15 protein-coding genes are annotated in these 17,570 nt (G+C 40.7%); 9 read left to right on the top strand and 6 right to left on the bottom strand.

Annotated features, from left to right (window positions below; translation table 11 throughout):
- Positions 1 to 79 precede the first annotated feature (79 nt).
- Together ACMVDV_RS21505 and ACMVDV_RS21500 are read left to right on the top strand one after the other, a co-directional pair.
- The gene (locus ACMVDV_RS21505) at positions 80 to 970 is read left to right on the top strand and encodes a hypothetical protein (RefSeq protein WP_416159605.1); all 891 of its coding nucleotides are present in this window, start codon (positions 80 to 82) and stop codon (positions 968 to 970) included.
- The gene (locus ACMVDV_RS21500; protein ID WP_416159604.1) at positions 967 to 1,902 is read left to right on the top strand and encodes a hypothetical protein; all 936 of its coding nucleotides are present in this window, start codon (positions 967 to 969) and stop codon (positions 1,900 to 1,902) included. The genes ACMVDV_RS21505 and ACMVDV_RS21500 overlap by 4 nt, the downstream gene beginning before the upstream one ends.
- 74 nt (positions 1,903 to 1,976) lie before the next feature.
- Here the strand turns inward: ACMVDV_RS21500 and ushA are convergent, their stop codons facing one another.
- Positions 1,977 to 3,614, bottom strand: a complete 1,638-nt coding sequence (ushA, locus tag ACMVDV_RS21495) for a bifunctional UDP-sugar hydrolase/5'-nucleotidase UshA (RefSeq protein ID WP_416159603.1) — start codon at positions 3,612 to 3,614, stop codon at positions 1,977 to 1,979.
- A 77-nt stretch (positions 3,615 to 3,691) separates the two neighbouring features.
- Positions 3,692 to 3,889, bottom strand: a complete 198-nt coding sequence (locus ACMVDV_RS21490; RefSeq protein ID WP_304180448.1) for a hypothetical protein — start codon at positions 3,887 to 3,889, stop codon at positions 3,692 to 3,694.
- Between the two features lie 261 nt (positions 3,890 to 4,150).
- Between ACMVDV_RS21490 and ACMVDV_RS21485 the strand changes: the two genes are divergently transcribed.
- Complete coding sequence (locus ACMVDV_RS21485; protein ID WP_416159602.1) at positions 4,151 to 4,888, top strand: peptidylprolyl isomerase; 738 nt, start codon at positions 4,151 to 4,153, stop codon at positions 4,886 to 4,888.
- A gap of 50 nt (positions 4,889 to 4,938) precedes the next feature.
- Here the strand turns inward: ACMVDV_RS21485 and ACMVDV_RS21480 are convergent, their stop codons facing one another.
- Positions 4,939 to 5,358 (bottom strand): MAPEG family protein, encoded by a 420-nt coding sequence (locus ACMVDV_RS21480; protein WP_304180451.1) that lies wholly within the window; start codon positions 5,356 to 5,358, stop codon positions 4,939 to 4,941.
- Positions 5,359 to 5,514: 156 nt separating this feature from the next.
- Here ACMVDV_RS21480 and ACMVDV_RS21475 point away from each other — a divergent pair, with 156 nt between their 5' ends.
- The 3 genes from ACMVDV_RS21475 (at position 5,515) to ACMVDV_RS21465 (ending at position 9,557) form a co-directional block, all read left to right on the top strand.
- Entirely contained in the window at positions 5,515 to 8,394 is a 2,880-nt protein-coding gene (locus tag ACMVDV_RS21475; protein WP_416159601.1) for an insulinase family protein, read from the top strand.
- Between the two features lie 145 nt (positions 8,395 to 8,539).
- Positions 8,540 to 9,127, top strand: coding sequence for a DUF1287 domain-containing protein (locus tag ACMVDV_RS21470; protein WP_416159600.1), 588 nt, complete (start codon positions 8,540 to 8,542; stop codon positions 9,125 to 9,127).
- A 25-nt stretch (positions 9,128 to 9,152) separates the two neighbouring features.
- Entirely contained in the window at positions 9,153 to 9,557 is a 405-nt protein-coding gene (locus tag ACMVDV_RS21465; RefSeq protein ID WP_416159599.1) for a DUF1801 domain-containing protein, read from the top strand.
- A gap of 100 nt (positions 9,558 to 9,657) precedes the next feature.
- On the opposite strand, the gene ACMVDV_RS21460 is transcribed toward ACMVDV_RS21465, so the two are convergent.
- Positions 9,658 to 11,838 carry an OsmC domain/YcaO domain-containing protein gene (locus ACMVDV_RS21460; RefSeq protein WP_416159598.1) on the bottom strand — a complete coding sequence of 727 codons (2,181 nt, stop codon included), beginning with the start codon at positions 11,836 to 11,838 and terminating at the stop codon, positions 9,658 to 9,660.
- 371 nt (positions 11,839 to 12,209) lie between these two features.
- On the opposite strand from ACMVDV_RS21460, the gene ACMVDV_RS21455 reads away from it, so the two are divergent.
- Together ACMVDV_RS21455 and ACMVDV_RS21450 are read left to right on the top strand one after the other, a co-directional pair.
- Complete coding sequence (locus tag ACMVDV_RS21455) at positions 12,210 to 12,644, top strand: antitoxin Xre/MbcA/ParS toxin-binding domain-containing protein (protein ID WP_182717572.1); 435 nt, start codon at positions 12,210 to 12,212, stop codon at positions 12,642 to 12,644.
- A complete protein-coding gene (locus ACMVDV_RS21450; protein ID WP_416159597.1) occupies positions 12,644 to 13,117 on the top strand; it encodes an RES family NAD+ phosphorylase in 474 nt (157 codons plus the stop codon). The genes ACMVDV_RS21455 and ACMVDV_RS21450 overlap by 1 nt, the downstream gene beginning before the upstream one ends.
- 137 nt (positions 13,118 to 13,254) lie before the next feature.
- On the opposite strand, the gene ACMVDV_RS21445 is transcribed toward ACMVDV_RS21450, so the two are convergent.
- Both ACMVDV_RS21445 and ACMVDV_RS21440 read right to left on the bottom strand, forming a co-directional pair.
- Entirely contained in the window at positions 13,255 to 14,637 is a 1,383-nt protein-coding gene (locus ACMVDV_RS21445; RefSeq protein ID WP_416159596.1) for a Na+/H+ antiporter NhaC family protein, read from the bottom strand.
- Positions 14,638 to 14,943: 306 nt separating this feature from the next.
- Complete coding sequence (locus ACMVDV_RS21440; RefSeq protein ID WP_416159595.1) at positions 14,944 to 15,846, bottom strand: AraC family transcriptional regulator; 903 nt, start codon at positions 15,844 to 15,846, stop codon at positions 14,944 to 14,946.
- A 188-nt stretch (positions 15,847 to 16,034) separates the two neighbouring features.
- On the opposite strand from ACMVDV_RS21440, the gene ACMVDV_RS21435 reads away from it, so the two are divergent.
- Positions 16,035 to 17,555, top strand: a complete 1,521-nt coding sequence (locus ACMVDV_RS21435; protein ID WP_304178878.1) for an aldehyde dehydrogenase family protein — start codon at positions 16,035 to 16,037, stop codon at positions 17,553 to 17,555.
- Positions 17,556 to 17,570: the final 15 nt, after the last annotated feature.

Here is a 17,570-nt window from a genome sequence, read left to right as displayed (position 1 = left end):
GTTGGGTAAAATTACCTGTTGTAATAAGTAATTTAAATTGGTCAAATAGAGGGGAGATAAATAACACTGGTAGTAAACTTTGAATTGTGTACGATTAATTTCTTTAAAAACCACGATTGTTACAGTTTTGTTTCTGTTTGCAAGTTTGTTTTGGTGGGCAGGAAATGTCAGTGCTCCTCGTGGTAATGAGCAAATACCAACATTTGTAGACACATCAGTACGTTGCCAAACAACGTCAGCTGCAAATCAAAATGTGCTAATTGTGTATGTACCAATTAAATCAATGGCTAATGATGTCACAAATGTACTGTGTGATGATGCTGTAGTGGCAAAACAATATGGCGAAGTAACGACCTATTGGGGCAGTAAATCATCAGATACCATAGACTTTCTAGGGAAGGGAATTGCTGATCTGATCCTTGCGAAAGAAAATTTAATGGATGCTTTTATGGCGCAAACTACCTACAGCTATAAAGCAGTGGTTGGCTTTCCCAGTTATACTGCGTTTATTATTTCGAGCAAAGAAAAACCAAAAATTGAGAAACAGTACTTTTTAGATAAACGTATAGGCTTATTAGATTATCCCACTAGTCGCTCTGGACATATACTACCGAAACAGATGTTTAAACAGTTAGATATTAATATCGATAACTTAACGATTACTTACGCAAGTTCCCATCAAGAATTAAGGTCGTTATTAGCAACTGGAAGTGTTGATTTAATATCATCTTATTGGCAAGAGAGCGATCAAGCATTGTTTTCAAAAAATTACATCACACCGATCAGCGATAATATCAGTGGCAGTCGCTGGTTTTTAAAAATGCAATCGGAAAATACCGATCTACTGTGCGCTGTACAAGGTCTATTAATGTCATTATCGAAGGAGCAAAACTCACAATATTTTAATCATGTTGAATCCTATTGGCAATGTGACGGCCAATCAGCACTTTTTGTTGGTAAGCAAAAATGAAAAAATATATTAGTATATTTTGCGGTGTATTCAGCATTTTATTAGCCGTGTTTTTTATGGCAAACACAGTACAAACACAGCAGCAGGAAAAACTCGCTCAATTACAGATTTTAAATCGCATTGCGCTAGATTTACCGCACATCAATTTGGCGAATGCGTTTTTGAGTCATTCTGGTAGTGAAGATGATATTAAGCATTATATAGCGCAGCTTAACCAACAGCTAAAAGCCATTAACTTACTTGAAGTGATCGCGATAGATGGTATTTCGATAAAGGCTGTTGATGCGCGGATGGCAACAACTCAACTTGTCACGCCAAGTAGAAATATTACTGTGGTTTTTTCACAGGCACATCACTATAGCGCTGCTTTTTTTATTGTGGTGATATTGATGGACGTTCTGGCATCAGTATTTATTGTTTCTTTAATTAGAATGCGCGACATAAAAATTAGCACCTTATCAGCAGTTAGCGAAGATAGCCCAGAGCAAGCAGAAAATATTGTTTCAATTGTCAGAATTGATTTAAATAATAAAACTTTAGGATTAAATACCAACCAAGAATTAGCGATTGTGCTTGCTAACAAACCATTGTGTTTTTACTTGGCTTTAATCGAGTTTTGCGTTGAGCACCCCGACGTGACGCTTAATCAAAATAAAGATGTGCCGGATGAGTTAATTGAATTGGCGAATAAGTATTTTTACCGTTTAACTCAGCTTGGTCACACCATTCGTAAACGGCCTAACTTTACCAATAGTTTGGAAAAAACCTTGAGTGAAATTAGGGCTGCATTGGATGAAGTACTTATAGAACACTCACAGCTGAAAGAAATATATTACCCTCCTAAGGCACATGGTGAGGGGTCGCGTTCGCGGCTGCATAGTTATGGGTTATCGAATATCAAAGCAGATGATATAGAGGTGATAGGCAAATAACCTGAATCTAGTTAGCCCGTTCAGAATAAGAACCTCACACTGCTAATGCTTAAACAGTGTGAGGTAAGCTCGGATTATTTAGGAGCAAATTCAATGGCTTTAACTGGGCTATTTTCAATAAAGAAGCGTTTTAATGCTTGTGCATCTGTCTCATCAGTACTGACAAAGCCTTTACGCTTTACTAACACGGGGTAACCATCACCGCCAGATGCATTGTAGCTATTAATGCTCATGCGATAGGTTTTACTTTTATCCAGTGCTTGACCATTGATCATCACCTTAGTCAGTGTGTTATCACTGCGCTCAAAGCTCAGTTTATGGTATTGCAAGTAAGCACCAGAATCCGGTGGGAAGCTAGTTACAGTTTCTAGGTAATCCCAAAGCTCTTGACCTTGCCAATCCATATACGCAATACGGTTTTTAAATGGGTGAACTTTTAAAATATCTTTATAACTAACTTCACCCGCAGCAATACTATCACGTACGCCACCGCCGCTGATAATACCAAAATCGGCGCCAACAACATTCATTTGCGCTTGCACAATAACGCGCGCTAAGTTGGTTTGTTGATAACGAACTTTATTGCGGTCCCCCTCAAGTTTTGCATCAACATAACCAATTTTACCTGCAATCTGTTTTGCTCCCTTGGCTTGGTAATCAGCCAAAAATGCCTTTAACTCAGGGTTTGGCGTAATATACTCATTTGCGAGGACCGGTTTTGTGGTGCCGTCTGCTTGTTCCTGGTGAATGTATAAATTTACCGGCAGTAATTTATAGTCAAGCAAAGTGAGTTGGCCATTTTCTAACTTAAATTCCGCTTTACCAACGTATTTTCCCCATTCATGGGCTTGCATGATCCAAGTGCCATTTTGTTGATCAGGTTTGCATGCCATACCTGGTTTGAAGTGAGCGTCGTTTTTATTCTCGCTTGCCATGCACACCGGTTCTTGCGAGTGACCACCGATGATCATATCAAGGGTGTTTTTTGCAAGAGAGCGGGCTAGGGTGACATCCCCCGGCGCATTAATACCATAATTGGCATCGACGTAATGGCCCATGTGGGTTACCGCAATGGTGATATCAGGCTGGTATTGTGCTTTTATTTTATCAGCTAATGTTTGGGTCACCGCAACTGGCTCTTTAAATTCAAGGCCACCGATATACTGCGGGTTACCAATTTTAGCTGTGTCAGTGGTGGTTAAACCAATCACCGCAATTTTTAATCCTTGCTGCTCAAATACCTTATACGCTTGAAAGGCATTTTTTCCAGTTTCTTTATCAATAATATTTGCCGATAGCAGCGGAAAGTTCGCCCATTGTTGTTGCTGTTTTAAAACACTTAATGGATTGTCAAATTCATGATTACCAATTGCCATCGCATCATAACCAATTAACGACATACCTTTGAAATCAGGCTCTGCAAATTGCAGATCAGACTCAGGAATACCTGTGTTTATATCACCACCGGAAAGTAATAATACAGCGTGACCATTTTGCTTGGCGTCACTGCGTAACTGGTCGATTAAGGTTTTACGTGCAGCCATGCCGTATTCACCTTTTTCGTTATGCCAAAAACGGCCATGATTATCGTTGGTATGTAAAATAGTGAGATAGTGAACATCATCGGTCGATGAGTGTGTGTTAGGAGCAGGTTGATAATTACTGCATGCACTGATGCTTAGTAATAGAAAAAGTGAAGTTAATATGCGCATAATGTGACCCGTGTTGTCAGTGTTCTGCTGTTCATTAAGCGCATAGTCTAAACTAGTTTTATTGCAAAATAACGTAATTATTCTATTTTCATATCGTCTTGAAAATTTAATTTTCCTGTCGCGGCTAATTGACGCCGTTGTAATTCTTGTTCTGCCAATGCTGATTTTTCATGATTATTACCCACCATCCAGTTCAAAAAACTTGCTGGCAACTTAGTGTAAGCCTCGCCTTGATGTAAGCCGAAATCGCATATCTGTTGTTCATTATTAGACATGGCAGTTAATCCTGTTGTGTGTGTTTTATTATTGAAAATAATACTAACAAAATAAATCAGGCTATTAAGACGATTTCGTTTTAAATAAAATTTATTTATAACGTGAGTGAATAACAACAAGATGTAACCACATGTAATTTAAATGTAATCAATTCGGTTTGATTTGTTTAAAGGTACGTTTTGCTATCGTATTTAGTCCATTGGTTCTTTACTATTTGCATTAAATTTACATAACCCCAACATTCTTCAGGACAAAAAATAATGAAAAAACTATTACTGGGTAGCTTGTTAGCTACCGCTGCGTTTGCAAGCAATGCTACCGTGGTTGAAATGCAAACTTCGCAAGGCACCATCAAGATTGATTTATTTGATCAACAAACACCAAAAACGGTGGCGAACTTTTTAAACTATGTTGAGAGTGAAGCGTATCATCAAACCGTGATCCATCGTTCGCTAGAAAACTTCATCATTCAAGGAGGCGGGTTTACATTTACCGATGATTTTAAAGCGATTGAAACATCACCTGCAGTTGCGAATGAGCCAGTGCTGTCGAATGTAAAAGGCACCGTTGCTATGGCTAAAGTGGGAGGAAATCCAAATAGTGCGACTAGCCAGTGGTTCTTTAATCTTAAAGATAATAGTGCAAACTTAGATAAGCAAAATGGCGGTTTTACCGTGTTTGGTCAAATTACAGCCGATAGTTATGCTGTGCTGGATAAGATCTCTGCGTTAGTGCATTGCGGTGAAATTCCTGTGGTAAATATAACTAAAGAACAGTGTGCAAGTGCAGATACCACGTTGGCTATTACTAATCTCGTATCGATTAATAGTGTGGTGGTGCTGGACGATGATCCAAATTCATCAGCCAATTTATCTCCGAAAGAAAACACCCTAATTAACGATCCGACTCAGCCTGATGCGGATGATAACTCAAGTGGTAGTATGAGCTGGTTATTGCCATTACTCTTGTTGGGCTTTAACCGTCGCCGTGCAGCTTAATAGTATGTGCTTGCTATCGGGTTATATGTCCCGATAGCAAAGGTAACGGTTTAAAGTGCAAATACCCGCATTACTAATAACACCCACATAGTTAAAACCACTAAACAGCCAAGCAAAAAGCTATAATAACGCGGTTTTACGCTATTGCTGCCTAAATGAATAATACTGTGAATTACTCGCGAAATAACAAACCCCCATGCTAAAGCTACAAACATGTAACCTGCTGCATTGAGTTGTAGGCCTGTTACGCAGGCAACAAAAAACAATACAGGTATTTCAAACTGATTGATAAAGTTGCGACCAGCAATATGCACGTCATCACCTGCGTTATCTAATTGCATGGTAGCAAAATCTTGCATCGAAATTGTTTTGTTACGTGCAGCACTAAAACGCCGACGACCCATTACCACCATTACTGTAAACGTCAGCATGACTTGAGCGAACATAGCAAGCAGTAGATATTTTTCCATTTGATTCTCGTTGTTAGAGTAAATTCAGACATAAGCCTAGCAGTTTGTCTTTATAATTCACAATGTGTTACAAAGTATTTAGAAAAATGATTGCAAGCTTATGCTCGTTTACCGATCATAAACACAAGACAACAATTAATGGATACTATCCTCATTATGAAAAAAATAATTACTTTAAGCGCTATTGCCTTAGCGGTATTAAGTGGTTGTGGTACCACAACCACTTCAGTACAACAACAAACCGCATTATTGTCAGATACTCTGGTAATTAGCCCTAATGATACTCGTCAATATAAAACCCTTAAATTGGCAAATGAAATCGAAGTAATTTTAGTCTCAGATCCAAGCGCTGAAAAATCAGCTGCAGCACTGAGTGTCGGTGTTGGTTTGTTACATGATCCAATGAGTCAACAGGGGATGGCGCATTATTTAGAGCACATGTTATTTTTAGGTACTGAGCGCTACCCTGATACCAAAGGGTACTCTGATTTTATGACTAAAAACGGCGGGGCGCACAATGCTTATACTTGGCTTGATATCACTAACTACATGTTTAAAGTCAATAACGATGCTTATGACGAAGCGCTAGATCGTTTTGCTGATTTCTTTAAATCTCCTAAGCTTTACCCAGAATACACAGATAAAGAGAAAAACGCAGTAAACGCCGAATGGTCAATGCGCCGCGAGATGGACTTTTTTGGTCAGTTTAAACTGGCGCGTAAAATGATGGGCGATCATCCTGCAAATCGTTTTTTAATCGGTAATCTAGAAACACTCGGTGATAAAGAAGGCAGTTCATTACATAAAGAGACGGTTGATTTTTATAATAAATATTACTCTTCTAACATTATGAAAGTGGCAATGATTTCAAACTTGCCACTGAGCGAGATGGAAGCGAAAGCACAAAAATATTTTGCTGATATTGAAGATAAAAAAATCGACAAACCAACCGTTACCCAACAGTTAGATTTTGATAATGTGGGCGGTAAACGCGTACATTACGCCCCCAATGAAGATGTAAAACAGTTACAACTTGATTTTACCATTGTTGATAACAGCGACGAATTTGCCGTTAAACCAAACCGCTTTGTAGCATATTTATTAAGTAATGAAATGCAAGGCAGCCCAGCGCAAATTTTACGTGATAAAGGCTGGGTATCACAGTTATCAGCCAACGCGACGCCAACTCACTACGGTAACTATGGCGCGTTGACAGTGGATGTGCAATTAACTGATGAAGGCATGAAAAACCGCGAAACAATTGTCGCAACAGTGATGCAATACATCGACTTGATCAAAAAAGAAGGCGTTGATAGTAAATACTTTAATGAAATTCGCACTTCATTAAATAATGAATTTCAATTTTTGGAAAAAGGCGATGAGTTCGGTTATGTCAGTAATCTAGCTGGCAGCATGCAGGACTATCCACTTAATCATGCTATCAATGCGCCATATTATTACGCTAAATTTGATGCCGCAGCCATTAACAAAGTGCTTAAGCAATTAAATGCTGATACGTTACGTATTTGGTATACCTCTAAACAAGAAGAAACCGACTCGCAATTGCATTTTTACGATGGTAAATACCGTATTGAAGATATCAGCGATGCAGAGATTGCCAGCTGGAGTAAACCAAGCCAATTTGCCTTAGCACTGCCAACGGTAAATCGTTTATTACCAGAGAGCTTTGCAATTAAAACAGCGCAATTTGCTGAGCAAAAGCACCCAGCCTTGGTGTATGAAAAAAATGGCGTAAAAGTATGGCGTCAAGCCAGTCAAAACTTTGCCGAGCAACCGAAAGGATTGCTTGAAGTTTATTTAAATACGCCGGATGCATTGACGGATATAAAAGCAAAAGTACTTTACTCAGTATGGGCTGACTTATACAACCTACAACAAAGTAAACTCAGTACTGAAGCGGCCGTTGCTGGTATGAGTGTTGGCCTTGAAGCGAGTAATGGCCTTATTTTATCTATGAGCGGTTTTACAGATAAACAGGATTTATTGCTAGCGCAGGCGCTGGAAAACATAAATGTACAAGTGACAGAGCAAGGCTTTGCACAAGCACTTGATCGTTACCAACGCGCTTTATTAAATGCACAAAAACAATTTCCTTTCTATCAAGCGTTCGATGAATATTCAAAACTGATCAGAACCGGTAGCTTTGATACGGATGCATTAGTAAATACAGCTAAAACATTAACGATTGCCGATTTTGAGCAGCTCAAACAGCAGACATTTGGCAATAACGAACTACGCGTATTTACGTTTGGTAACTACAACCAGCAAGATGTTGACGCGATTGCTAAAGCGCTAACTGCAGTGTTACCAGCAGCGCACAAAGCAACTGAATTCGCACGCAGTAAAGCATGGTTGCCGCAACCTGGTGAAACCATCGTATTGCAAAAAGACATTGATGTGGCGGATGTCGCGATTATTGATATGACCGTACACCCGATTGCAGGCTATAAGCAAAAAGCGCAAGCGCAAGTGCTACAAGGTCACTTTAGTACTATTGCATTTGATAAATTACGTACCGAAGAGCAACTGGCTTATGCGGTAGGTGGCTTAGCGCGCCCAATTGAAGACTATTCAGCAATTGGCTTGTTTATTCAAACGCCAGTAAAAGATGCCCAAACAATGCAAGCGCGCTTTGAGGAGTTTAAAAAGCAATACGCCGTAGAGCTTGATACCATGAGTGAAGAAACCTTCGCACAACTTAAAAACGCAGCCTTGGTATCGCTAAAAGAGCAGCCGAAAAACCTCAGTGATGAAATGGGCCCATTAATTGGCGATTGGTATCGTGAAAATTTTGCTTTTGATTCAAAAGAAAAGTTAATTGCTGAAGTTGAAAAAGTCACCCTTGCAGATATTAAAGACTACTACCAGCAAACAATGTTAAATCCACAAGCTGCGCGTTTAAACGTACAACTTCGTGGTAGCAAATTTGCTGACAAACCGTTTGCCGATTTACCAAAACAAACATTGGTAACAGACTTACAAGCACACTTTAATGGCATTAAATTGCAAAAGTAATTTAGCTCATTGAAGCGTTGCAAAAGATCAAAGCCCAAGCGATTTGCTTGGGTTTTTTATGGATCATTATCCTTTAAATAATTTACAAAATGTACGCACAGTGCAACTATATAAAAAAGGAACAAATTAAACAGTTAAGGTTTTGATGAATAAAATAGTGTGCATATTGCTACTGCTAAGCGCTTTTTATAGCTTAGCCAACTCATTTACTGATGACTTGGTCAACGCCGCAAATGATAGAACAACACAAAACGTGCGCTATGACGGCGCCTATCACCGCATTGCTTACCCAAACGGCGATGTACCCGACAATATTGGCGTATGCACTGATGTGATTATTCGCAGCTACCGAGCGCTGGGTATCGATTTACAAAAGTTAGTGCATGAAGATATGCGCGATAATTTTTCAGCGTACCCTTCAACAAGAATATGGGGGTTAACTAAACCCGATAGCAATATTGATCATCGCCGAGTGCCAAACTTACAAACCTTCTTTAAACGCCATGGCACAATGCTCCCTATAACTAATAATGCTGATACCTATAAAGCGGGTGATATTGTTACATGGATGCTGCCGGGTAATTTGCCACATATTGGTATCGTGGTAGATACATACGCAGTAGATAACAAAACGCCGCTTATTGTGCATAACATAGGGGCAGGGCCGCAGCGTGAAGACGTGCTGTTTCGCTATAAAATTACCGGGCATTATCGGTATCAGCTATCAGAGTAAATGCTTTTTAAGCAAGGGTGATCAAATGGATGAGCAAGTAAAACAAAAGTTTACGACTTACCCTTCACAGGTTGTAGTTGTCTTAAATGAAGTTCGAGAGATTATATTCCGTGTTGCAAAGCAAGATGGCATCACCGAGCTTGAAGAAACTTTAAAGTGGGGGGAACCGAGTTATATTTCAAAAATAGGCTCGACCATTCGTTTTGATCACAAACCAAAATCAGCTGGGCAATTTTGTATTTACTTTAACTGTAAAACTAAACTGATTGAAACATTCAAAGAGCTTTATGGCGATACGTTTATTTATGAGGGTAACCGTGCTTTGGTGTTTAAGCTCAATCAAACGCTACCAAGTAAAGAGCTCGCGCATTGTATATCGCTGGCTTTGCGCTATAAAAAAATAAAGCACCTGCCATTGCTAGGTGCTTAGATAAAATGGGTTGCTTGCGCGCTATAAAGAGCAAAAGCGCAATATAAAATCGCGTCTACGCAAGTCTTGTAAGCGCGAGTTTACCTCGCGCGCACAATACTTATTTAGCTCTTGCTGCGCGCGCGGCGTGTAGCTTTTTATAGCTGTCAATTAAACGCTGATGACGCTCTAACCCTTCAAGTTGCATGTTGGTAGGGGTTAAACCGTAGAACATCACATCACCATTGATTGAGCCAACCACTGCATCCATTACTTGTTGGCCAAACATACGGGTGAAGTTGTGAATGTAGTCTTCAATTTCTAAATCATCACTAAGCGCAACTTCTAGTGTCGCGTGCATTGCTTGATAAAATAACCCGCGTTCAACGGTGTTATCGTTAAACTGCAAGAAGGTCTCAACCAGTTCCATGGTCGCTTCTAAATCACCCAGTGCCAAATAAATTAGCAGCTTAAGTTCAAGAATGGTTAACTGACCCCATACCGTGTTTTCGTCAAACTCAACGCCAATTAAAGTAATAATGTCGGTGTAGTTATCAAGCTGGCTATCTTCTAAACGCTCAACTAAATCGGCAAGTTGATCTTCATCTAAACTATGTAGGTTTAAAATATCTTCACGGTATTTAAGTGCTTTGTTGGTGTTATCCCAGATCAAATCTTCTACTGGGTAAACCTCTGAATAATCAGGCACTAAAATACGACACGCAGTACCTAAATCTGAAAATTCAGCAATGTAGGCTTCTTTACCTAAATCTTTTAAAATACCGAATAAGCTGGCTGTTTCTTGTTCGTTAGTGCCTGAGAAATCCCACTCAACAAACTCATAATCGTGCTTCGCACTGAAAAAACGCCATGAGATCTTACCGGTAGAATCAATAAAGTGCTCAACAAAGTTTTCAGGCTCAGATACGGCCATGCTGTTGAAGGTTGGCTTAGGTACATCGTTTAAACCTTCAAAGCTGCGACCTTGTAACAACTCGGTTAAACTTCGCTCTAGGGCAACTTCAAAACTTGGGTGGGCACCAAATGAAGCAAATACGCCACCGGTTTTCGGGTTCATTAAAGTTACGCACATCACGGGGAATTGCCCGCCTAGGGATGCATCTTTCACAACTACTGGAAAGCCTTGCTCTTCTAAGCCTTTAATACCGGCAACAATACCCGGATATTTAGCAAGCACTTCTTCTGGTACGTCAGGCAGTACTAGTTCTTGCTCGATAATCTGGCGTTTAACAGCACGCTCAAAAATCTCAGATAAACATTGTACTTTGGCTTCGGCAAAGTTATTACCGGCGCTCATACCGTTACTTAAAAATAAGTTTTCAATCAAGTTTGATGGAAAATACACCGTTTCGCCGTCAGAGTGGCGAACATACGGGATCGAGCAAATGCCGCGCTCAATATTGCCTGAATTCGTGTCAATAAGATGAGAGCCACACAGTTCACCTTCAGGGTTATAAATGCTCAGCGTGTAGTCGTCTAAAATACCTTGCGGTAGTGAATCATCATCGGTGAGCTGAAACCATTTTTCATTCGGGTAATGCACAAACTCGCTATTGGCAATTTCTTCGCCAAGGAATTGGTCATTGTAGAAAAAGTTACAGTTTAAACGTTCAATAAATTCGCCAAGGGCAGAGCATAATGCGCTTTCTTTGCTAGCGCCTTTACCATTGGTAAAACACATCGGTGATGCCGCATCACGAATATGCAATGACCATACATTTGGTACGATATTGCGCCATGATGAAATTTCAATTTTCATGCCTAACTCGGCCAAAATCGCGGTCATATCAGCAATGGTTTGCTCAAGCGGTAAATCTTTACCTAAAATAAAGGTGTTATCGCTGCCTTCAGGTTTTGCCATCAGCATCGCTTGTGCGTCATTATCTAAGCTTTCTACTGCGTCAATTTTAAATTCTGGCACAGTTTGAATCACGCGCTTAACGGTACAGCGGTCCACCGAGCGCAGGATACCAGTGCGGTCTTTTTCAGAAAGACCTTCAGGGAGTTCAACCTGAATTTGGAAAATTTGGTTGTAACGATCTTCAGGATCAACAATGTTGTTTTGCGCAACACGAATACCATCGGTCGAGATATCTCGGGCATTACAATACACTTTAATAAAGTACGCAGCACACAGAGCTGAAGATGCTAAAAAGTAGTCAAATGGACTTGGCGCAGAGCCATCGCCTTTGTAACGGATCGGTTGATCCGCAATGACTGAGAAATCGTCAAACTTAGCTTCTAATCTAAGATTATCGAGAAAATTAACTTTAATTTCCATTGAGTTGGTCCACCTTCGTGCGCACTAATAAGTAAGGCTTGCAGGTGTTTGCGCCAGACTTTGTCAGTGTATTTTCATTTGGCTGCAATTATCCGCTTTTTAGGGGAGTACATACAAGTAATTGTCGCGGTTAATTGGAAAAAGACGAGAGTTAGCTAGGTTAAAGGTCAAAGTTGTTAGTGTGTTTGAATTTACTCAAAAGAGAGTACTTTACATTAGACTGATACAGAATTAGACAAATTGCATGGTGCGCATGAGATGCAAGAACCCCAGCGGCCATCTCGTTCAGCTATCAGTGAATAGCGCTATGTTACCTTGCTAGTTTTGACACTTGGTATTATAATTAACGACAATTGTCGCTGGAGGTGTTTATGGAAACTTTAAAGTTTGATTTTATAAAAGTAGTGAGTGGTGGGTTAATCACTAACAACTCTAATGCATTAGAAGAAATTACTGTTGCTACTACAGGCTTGAAAGCTTCGTCCATTTTCCTTCTTAGTAAATCGCTTGGATGGGAACAAAAACTAATAGCTAAGACTATTGGTACTACTACGCGGACATTAGAGCGACATGTAAAAGAGCGCAAACGTTTAGGTATTAACTTAAGTCAAAATGCATTGGAAGTTGCACGTTTGTCATCTATAGGTATTTCATACTTTGGTGATGTAAAACGTTGGAATGAGTGGCTGAACACCGCTCATACACAGTTCGATGGCAAAGCGCCAAAAGAATTTTTGCATACTATTCGCGGTCGTGAGTTAATTAAGCGAATTATTAATGGGTTAGAGTATGGATTCACTGCTTGATGATTTGTTATAGAATTGCCCCAACTGAACATAACAATGCAAATAACGCGCTATCAGGCCTAGGTGGGCTTTATGCAGAAGGTAGATGGCACATGGTTGGTAAACCTGTTGTTTACACAGCAAGTAGCCGCTCCCTTGCAATGCTTGAGAGGTTAGTGAACGACTCTACGGATATACTTAACAAGCAACTATCAGTCACATCGATATTAATACCTGATAAACTGAAAATTAAACGCTTGGTTGTATCTGATCTACCAAGTGACTGGGATGATCACCCTTATATATTAAAAACCCAAATAGTGGGTAGCGACTGGTTAACGAGTATGGGAGAAGCTGTACTGCAAGTTCCTTCGTCTGTTTGTTCAGATGAATATAATTTTATCATAAATCCCGCGCATACTGATGCAGATGAAATAAAATGCGTTGAATGCCAACCATTTAGTTACCCTAAAAGATTGGCTTTAAAACTTTAGTGATTTAGTAAGCGGCTGATTCGAACCACTTACTATCTGGTACAGTGTTGCTTGCTCAATTAGAGTAGCTGTCTAGTTAAATGATGGGTTTATTTTTAACCTTTAACCTTCCCAACTTTGCTCTTAAACCTATCTGCCTAAGCAATCACTAAAAACCCGACAAACGCGCAGGCTGCTGCGATGAGCGTATAGGGCAGTTGAGTAATAGCGTGACTCATTAAGTTACAGCCTGAGCCTTGCGCTGCTAGTACCGTTGAGTCTGAGTAAAAGCATGCTTGGCTACCAAATGATGATGCTGACAATAGCGCACCAATCACCAATGGTATATTTGCATCAACGGCGACTGCCAGTGGCATCACAATAGGAATTGTTACCGCAAAAATACCCCAGCTTGAGCCTGTAGCAAACGCCAAAATCGCCATGGCTAAAAACACCACGGCAGGTAAATAGCCTGCGGTCATAAATGGGCTGAGCGATTCAATGACAAACTGTGGTAATAGCAGTTGGTCGCAGACATCTTTAAAAATAAATGCGGCGATCACAGTTCCAATTGCTGGCAACATGCTTTTAAAACCATCGAGCATTTTTTCAATCATTTCGGCAAATGGCATTAGTTTTTGCAGCATATAAAATGGGATTGTCACGGCGAATGTCGCTAATAACCCTTTGTACACGTCGATGTCAAAATACACAGTAAAGGCAACCAGCAATAAAATAGGCAGTAAAAAGTTGTACAGTTTGCCGTGGCTGTCTGCGCTTTCAAAGCTTTCTTCGACGGCTTTTACTGCGTATTCATCGGCTGTTTGCACTTCGTTGTACTGTGCAGGATCGACTTGCGGTTGTTCTTGCATCGCCTGTAATTGGGCTTTTTTCATCGGCCCAAATAAAGGGATAACACCAAGTACCACTAATGGCACAAGTAACACGGCAAACCATGCATACAGCATATAGGGGATTGCTTGAATATACACGGCAACACCTTGGCCTTCGCCGGCTATGTTGTTATCAACCAATAAGCCACCAAAAAATACTGCCCATGTAGACAGTGGTACTAGTACGCAAATTGGCGCTGCGGTAGAGTCGACCACGTAGGCAAGCATTTCACGGCTGATTTTAAATTTATCGGTAATGCGTTTCATGGTTTCGCCCACGGTAAGCGCATTGAGGTAATCGTCGATAAAAATCACGATACCGAGCAAAAAGGTCATGCTCAACGATGAGCGTGGGCCTTTACAAAAGCGCAGCGCAAAACTACCAAATGCTGCTGCACCACCGGTGCGCACTAACAATGCGATTAACGCACCAAAGCCACCACACACTAGAATAAGCCAGCCGATTGTTTCATCGACCATCACTTTTAATGATGCCGCAGCAAAGTTGCTAAGCATTTCAACAGGGTTAAGCATAGCGAGGCCAACAAGGGCGCCGATCAGCAAAGATAAAATAGGACGACGTAACACGATCGCCAAAATCACCACCACAATTGGCGGCACAAGACTTAACGCAGAAGGTTCAAGCATTTAAGTATTCACAAAATAAAAAGCATTTGAGTAATTGACTCAAACTGCTTAACAAAAACAAAGAATGTTAGCCCAACGGCTGATATTCCAAGTCACTGCTTTTGCACGCAGAAGTCACTGTTAGGTTTCGCGGTGGGTTTAGCACAAGTGCGACACAGTAAAGTGCGTTGGCTTGGCGCCAGACGGTGCAGGGGATGCATGCCGCTATTGTTATGCCGATAAAAACATCAGCGGGAAAATAATCTGCAATTGCGTTCGAGTCAATAAAAACTTTTAATTTAGTTAAAAATTCTTAATAGATGAATATTAATGCTTACATTGTTTAGGTGAAATACCAAATTTTTGCTTAAATAAACGGCTAAAGTGGCTGGGGTTGGTAAAGCCAAGATCGTAGCAAACTTGACTTATTTGCTGCCCTGATTGTAGAAGTTGGCGAGATTTCTTTAACCTTAGCTGTTGTTGCCACATGGCCGGACTTTGCCCAAAGGCGAGTTTGAATTGCTGGTAAAATTTACTACGGCTCATGCAGGCAATTTTACATAAAGTATCGATATCTAAAGTTTGATTAAGATGTTCTTTAATAAAGTGCAGGGCATCGGTTAATGGGCACGCAATAGTTTGTTGGCAATTGGCGAGCATTAAATCGCGGCTTTGTTGTTGTAATAATCGAGTGATTAATTCATTAACCGACAGCTCAATTAAATAATGGCGATCTTGCTCGTTTTCACTGAATAACCCAATCATCCGTTCAAGCAACTGTTGGGTTTGTTGATTATGCTCGGTATGCACCAGCTTTGGAATGTAATGAAAAAAGTCATCGCTGCTTATTTGCTGCTGCATATTTAGCGCGTCAGCTACTTGGCTGATTTTATCGCGGCTAATTTCGATTGCCAAACAGGTGGTAGGTTGCAGCATTGATGCTTCGGGAAAGTCGATTAACACCCCTTGCTCGGGTGCTAATACAAAAGATTGCTGGGGTAAAAACTCTTCATGGTAGTTACTGTCGGCAACGTGCATGATTTTTTTACCGCTGATCATGCCGCAAAATAGCAGTTCACTGGAATGCAGTGCTACTTTTTGCGCATCTTGGTAGGTGTCATAAATGCTCAGCTCGGCGTTGTCTGAGGCAAACGTAATTTTATTTTCGATCAGTACATCAACTGCTTGGCGCTTTTTAGTCAGTTTTTCAGTCAATAACGTGGTATTCATTTTATTTCCTTTAAACACGACCAATAGAGTTTGGACGCACAGACATGTTTTTTGGACAGCTAATCAAGTTTTTATGCCTGTTATGAGCTAATGTCAACAGATGGCGGATAAATAAACAACAATCTCCCGCCAAACTTAGTCAATTTGATTAAATTAAAAAGCAACATTTTGAATAAAGGATACACACAATGATCTATGCAAATCCTGGCAGCGACGGCGCACTCATTAACTTTAAATCTCAGTATGGTAATTACATTGGCGGACAATGGCTTGAACCTGTAAACGGCCAGTACTTTGATAATATTAGCCCCGTTAATGGTAAAGTATTTTGTAAAGTACCACGCTCTGATAAAGCGGATATTGAGCTTGCCCTTGATAAAGCCCATGCAGCCAAAGCAGCTTGGGGTACAACTTCAGTAACGGCTCGTAGCAATATTTTGCTGAAAATTGCTGATCGCATTGAGCAAAACCTTGAGCTACTTGCAGTTGCCGAAACGTGGGATAACGGTAAAGCCATTCGCGAAACATTGGCGGCTGATATTCCGCTGGCGGCAGATCATTTTCGTTATTTTGCCGGCTGTATTCGCGCTCAAGAAGGCAGTATTGGCGAGATAGACGAAACCACAGTCGCGTATCATTTTCATGAGCCACTGGGCGTAGTTGGGCAAATTATTCCGTGGAACTTCCCAATTTTAATGGCCGCATGGAAACTCGCACCAGCGCTTGCCGCGGGTAACTGTGTGATTCTCAAACCCGCTGAACAAACACCTGTGTCTATTTTAGTGTTGATGGAAATCATTGGTGATTTACTGCCTGCTGGCGTGCTTAATGTGGTAAATGGCTTTGGTAAAGAAGCGGGCGAAGCGCTGGCAACCAGCACGCGCATCGCTAAAATTGCTTTTACCGGCTCAACCCCAGTGGGCTCACATATTTTAAAATGTGCCGCGGATAACATTATTCCATCAACTGTTGAGCTCGGTGGTAAATCACCGAATATCTTTTTTAACGATGTGATGGAAAAAGACGATTCCTTCCTAAGTAAAGCCATTGAAGGCGCAGTACTTGCGTACTTTAACCAAGGTGAAGTGTGTACTTGTCCGTCGCGACTATTTATTCAAGAAGATATTTACGAGCAGTTTATTGAGCGTATTTTAGAGCGTACTTTAAAAATTAAACGCGGTAACCCGCTTGATAGTGAAACCATGGTGGGTGCACAAGCATCAAAAGCCCAATTTGATAAAATTCTCAGCTACATCGAAATTGGTAAAAAAGAAGGCGCACAAGTGCTCACTGGCGGTAATGTAGAGCAACTAACGGATGAACTAAATGGTGGTTATTACATTCAGCCAACACTGTTAAAAGGCACGAATGATATGCGGGTATTCCAAGAAGAGATTTTTGGCCCGGTTATTTCAATGTCGACCTTTAAAGACGAAGCCGAAGCACTCGAACTGGCTAATAGCTCTGAATTTGGTTTAGGCGCAGGGGTATGGAGCCGCAACATGAACCGCGCTTATCACTTTGGCCGCAAAATAGAAGCAGGCCGCGTGTGGACCAACTGCTACCATATGTACCCAGCACATGCGGCGTTTGGCGGCTATAAAAAGTCAGGTATTGGCCGCGAAACCCACAAGCTCGCACTTGATCATTACCAGCAAACTAAAAATTTATTAGTAAGCTACAGCGAAGATCCACTCGGCTTTTTTTAAAATGGTTTAAGGGAA

The sequence above is a fragment of the Pseudoalteromonas sp. ASV78 genome, from assembly GCF_047806705.1.
GTDB classification, from domain to species: Bacteria; Pseudomonadota; Gammaproteobacteria; order Enterobacterales; family Alteromonadaceae; genus Pseudoalteromonas; species Pseudoalteromonas prydzensis_A.
The sequence above is the reverse complement of the archived record's forward strand: the minus strand, read 5'-3'. Positions and strand labels throughout refer to the sequence as shown.

Coding starts and splice junctions, on each gene's coding strand:
- ACMVDV_RS21470 (WP_416159600.1), top strand. CDS start 8,540: ATGAATAAAATAGTGTGCATATTGCTACTGCTAAGCGCTTTTTATAGC.
- ACMVDV_RS21450 (WP_416159597.1), top strand. CDS start 12,644: ATGATTTGTTATAGAATTGCCCCAACTGAACATAACAATGCAAATAAC.
- ACMVDV_RS21455 (WP_182717572.1), top strand. CDS start 12,210: ATGGAAACTTTAAAGTTTGATTTTATAAAAGTAGTGAGTGGTGGGTTA.
- ACMVDV_RS21445 (WP_416159596.1), bottom strand. CDS start 14,637: ATGCTTGAACCTTCTGCGTTAAGTCTTGTGCCGCCAATTGTGGTGGTG.
- ushA (WP_416159603.1), bottom strand. CDS start 3,614: ATGCGCATATTAACTTCACTTTTTCTATTACTAAGCATCAGTGCATGC.
- ACMVDV_RS21435 (WP_304178878.1), top strand. CDS start 16,035: ATGATCTATGCAAATCCTGGCAGCGACGGCGCACTCATTAACTTTAAA.
- ACMVDV_RS21460 (WP_416159598.1), bottom strand. CDS start 11,838: ATGGAAATTAAAGTTAATTTTCTCGATAATCTTAGATTAGAAGCTAAG.
- ACMVDV_RS21440 (WP_416159595.1), bottom strand. CDS start 15,846: ATGAATACCACGTTATTGACTGAAAAACTGACTAAAAAGCGCCAAGCA.
- ACMVDV_RS21490 (WP_304180448.1), bottom strand. CDS start 3,889: ATGTCTAATAATGAACAACAGATATGCGATTTCGGCTTACATCAAGGC.
- ACMVDV_RS21500 (WP_416159604.1), top strand. CDS start 967: ATGAAAAAATATATTAGTATATTTTGCGGTGTATTCAGCATTTTATTA.
- ACMVDV_RS21465 (WP_416159599.1), top strand. CDS start 9,153: ATGGATGAGCAAGTAAAACAAAAGTTTACGACTTACCCTTCACAGGTT.
- ACMVDV_RS21480 (WP_304180451.1), bottom strand. CDS start 5,358: ATGGAAAAATATCTACTGCTTGCTATGTTCGCTCAAGTCATGCTGACG.
- ACMVDV_RS21485 (WP_416159602.1), top strand. CDS start 4,151: ATGAAAAAACTATTACTGGGTAGCTTGTTAGCTACCGCTGCGTTTGCA.
- ACMVDV_RS21475 (WP_416159601.1), top strand. CDS start 5,515: ATGAAAAAAATAATTACTTTAAGCGCTATTGCCTTAGCGGTATTAAGT.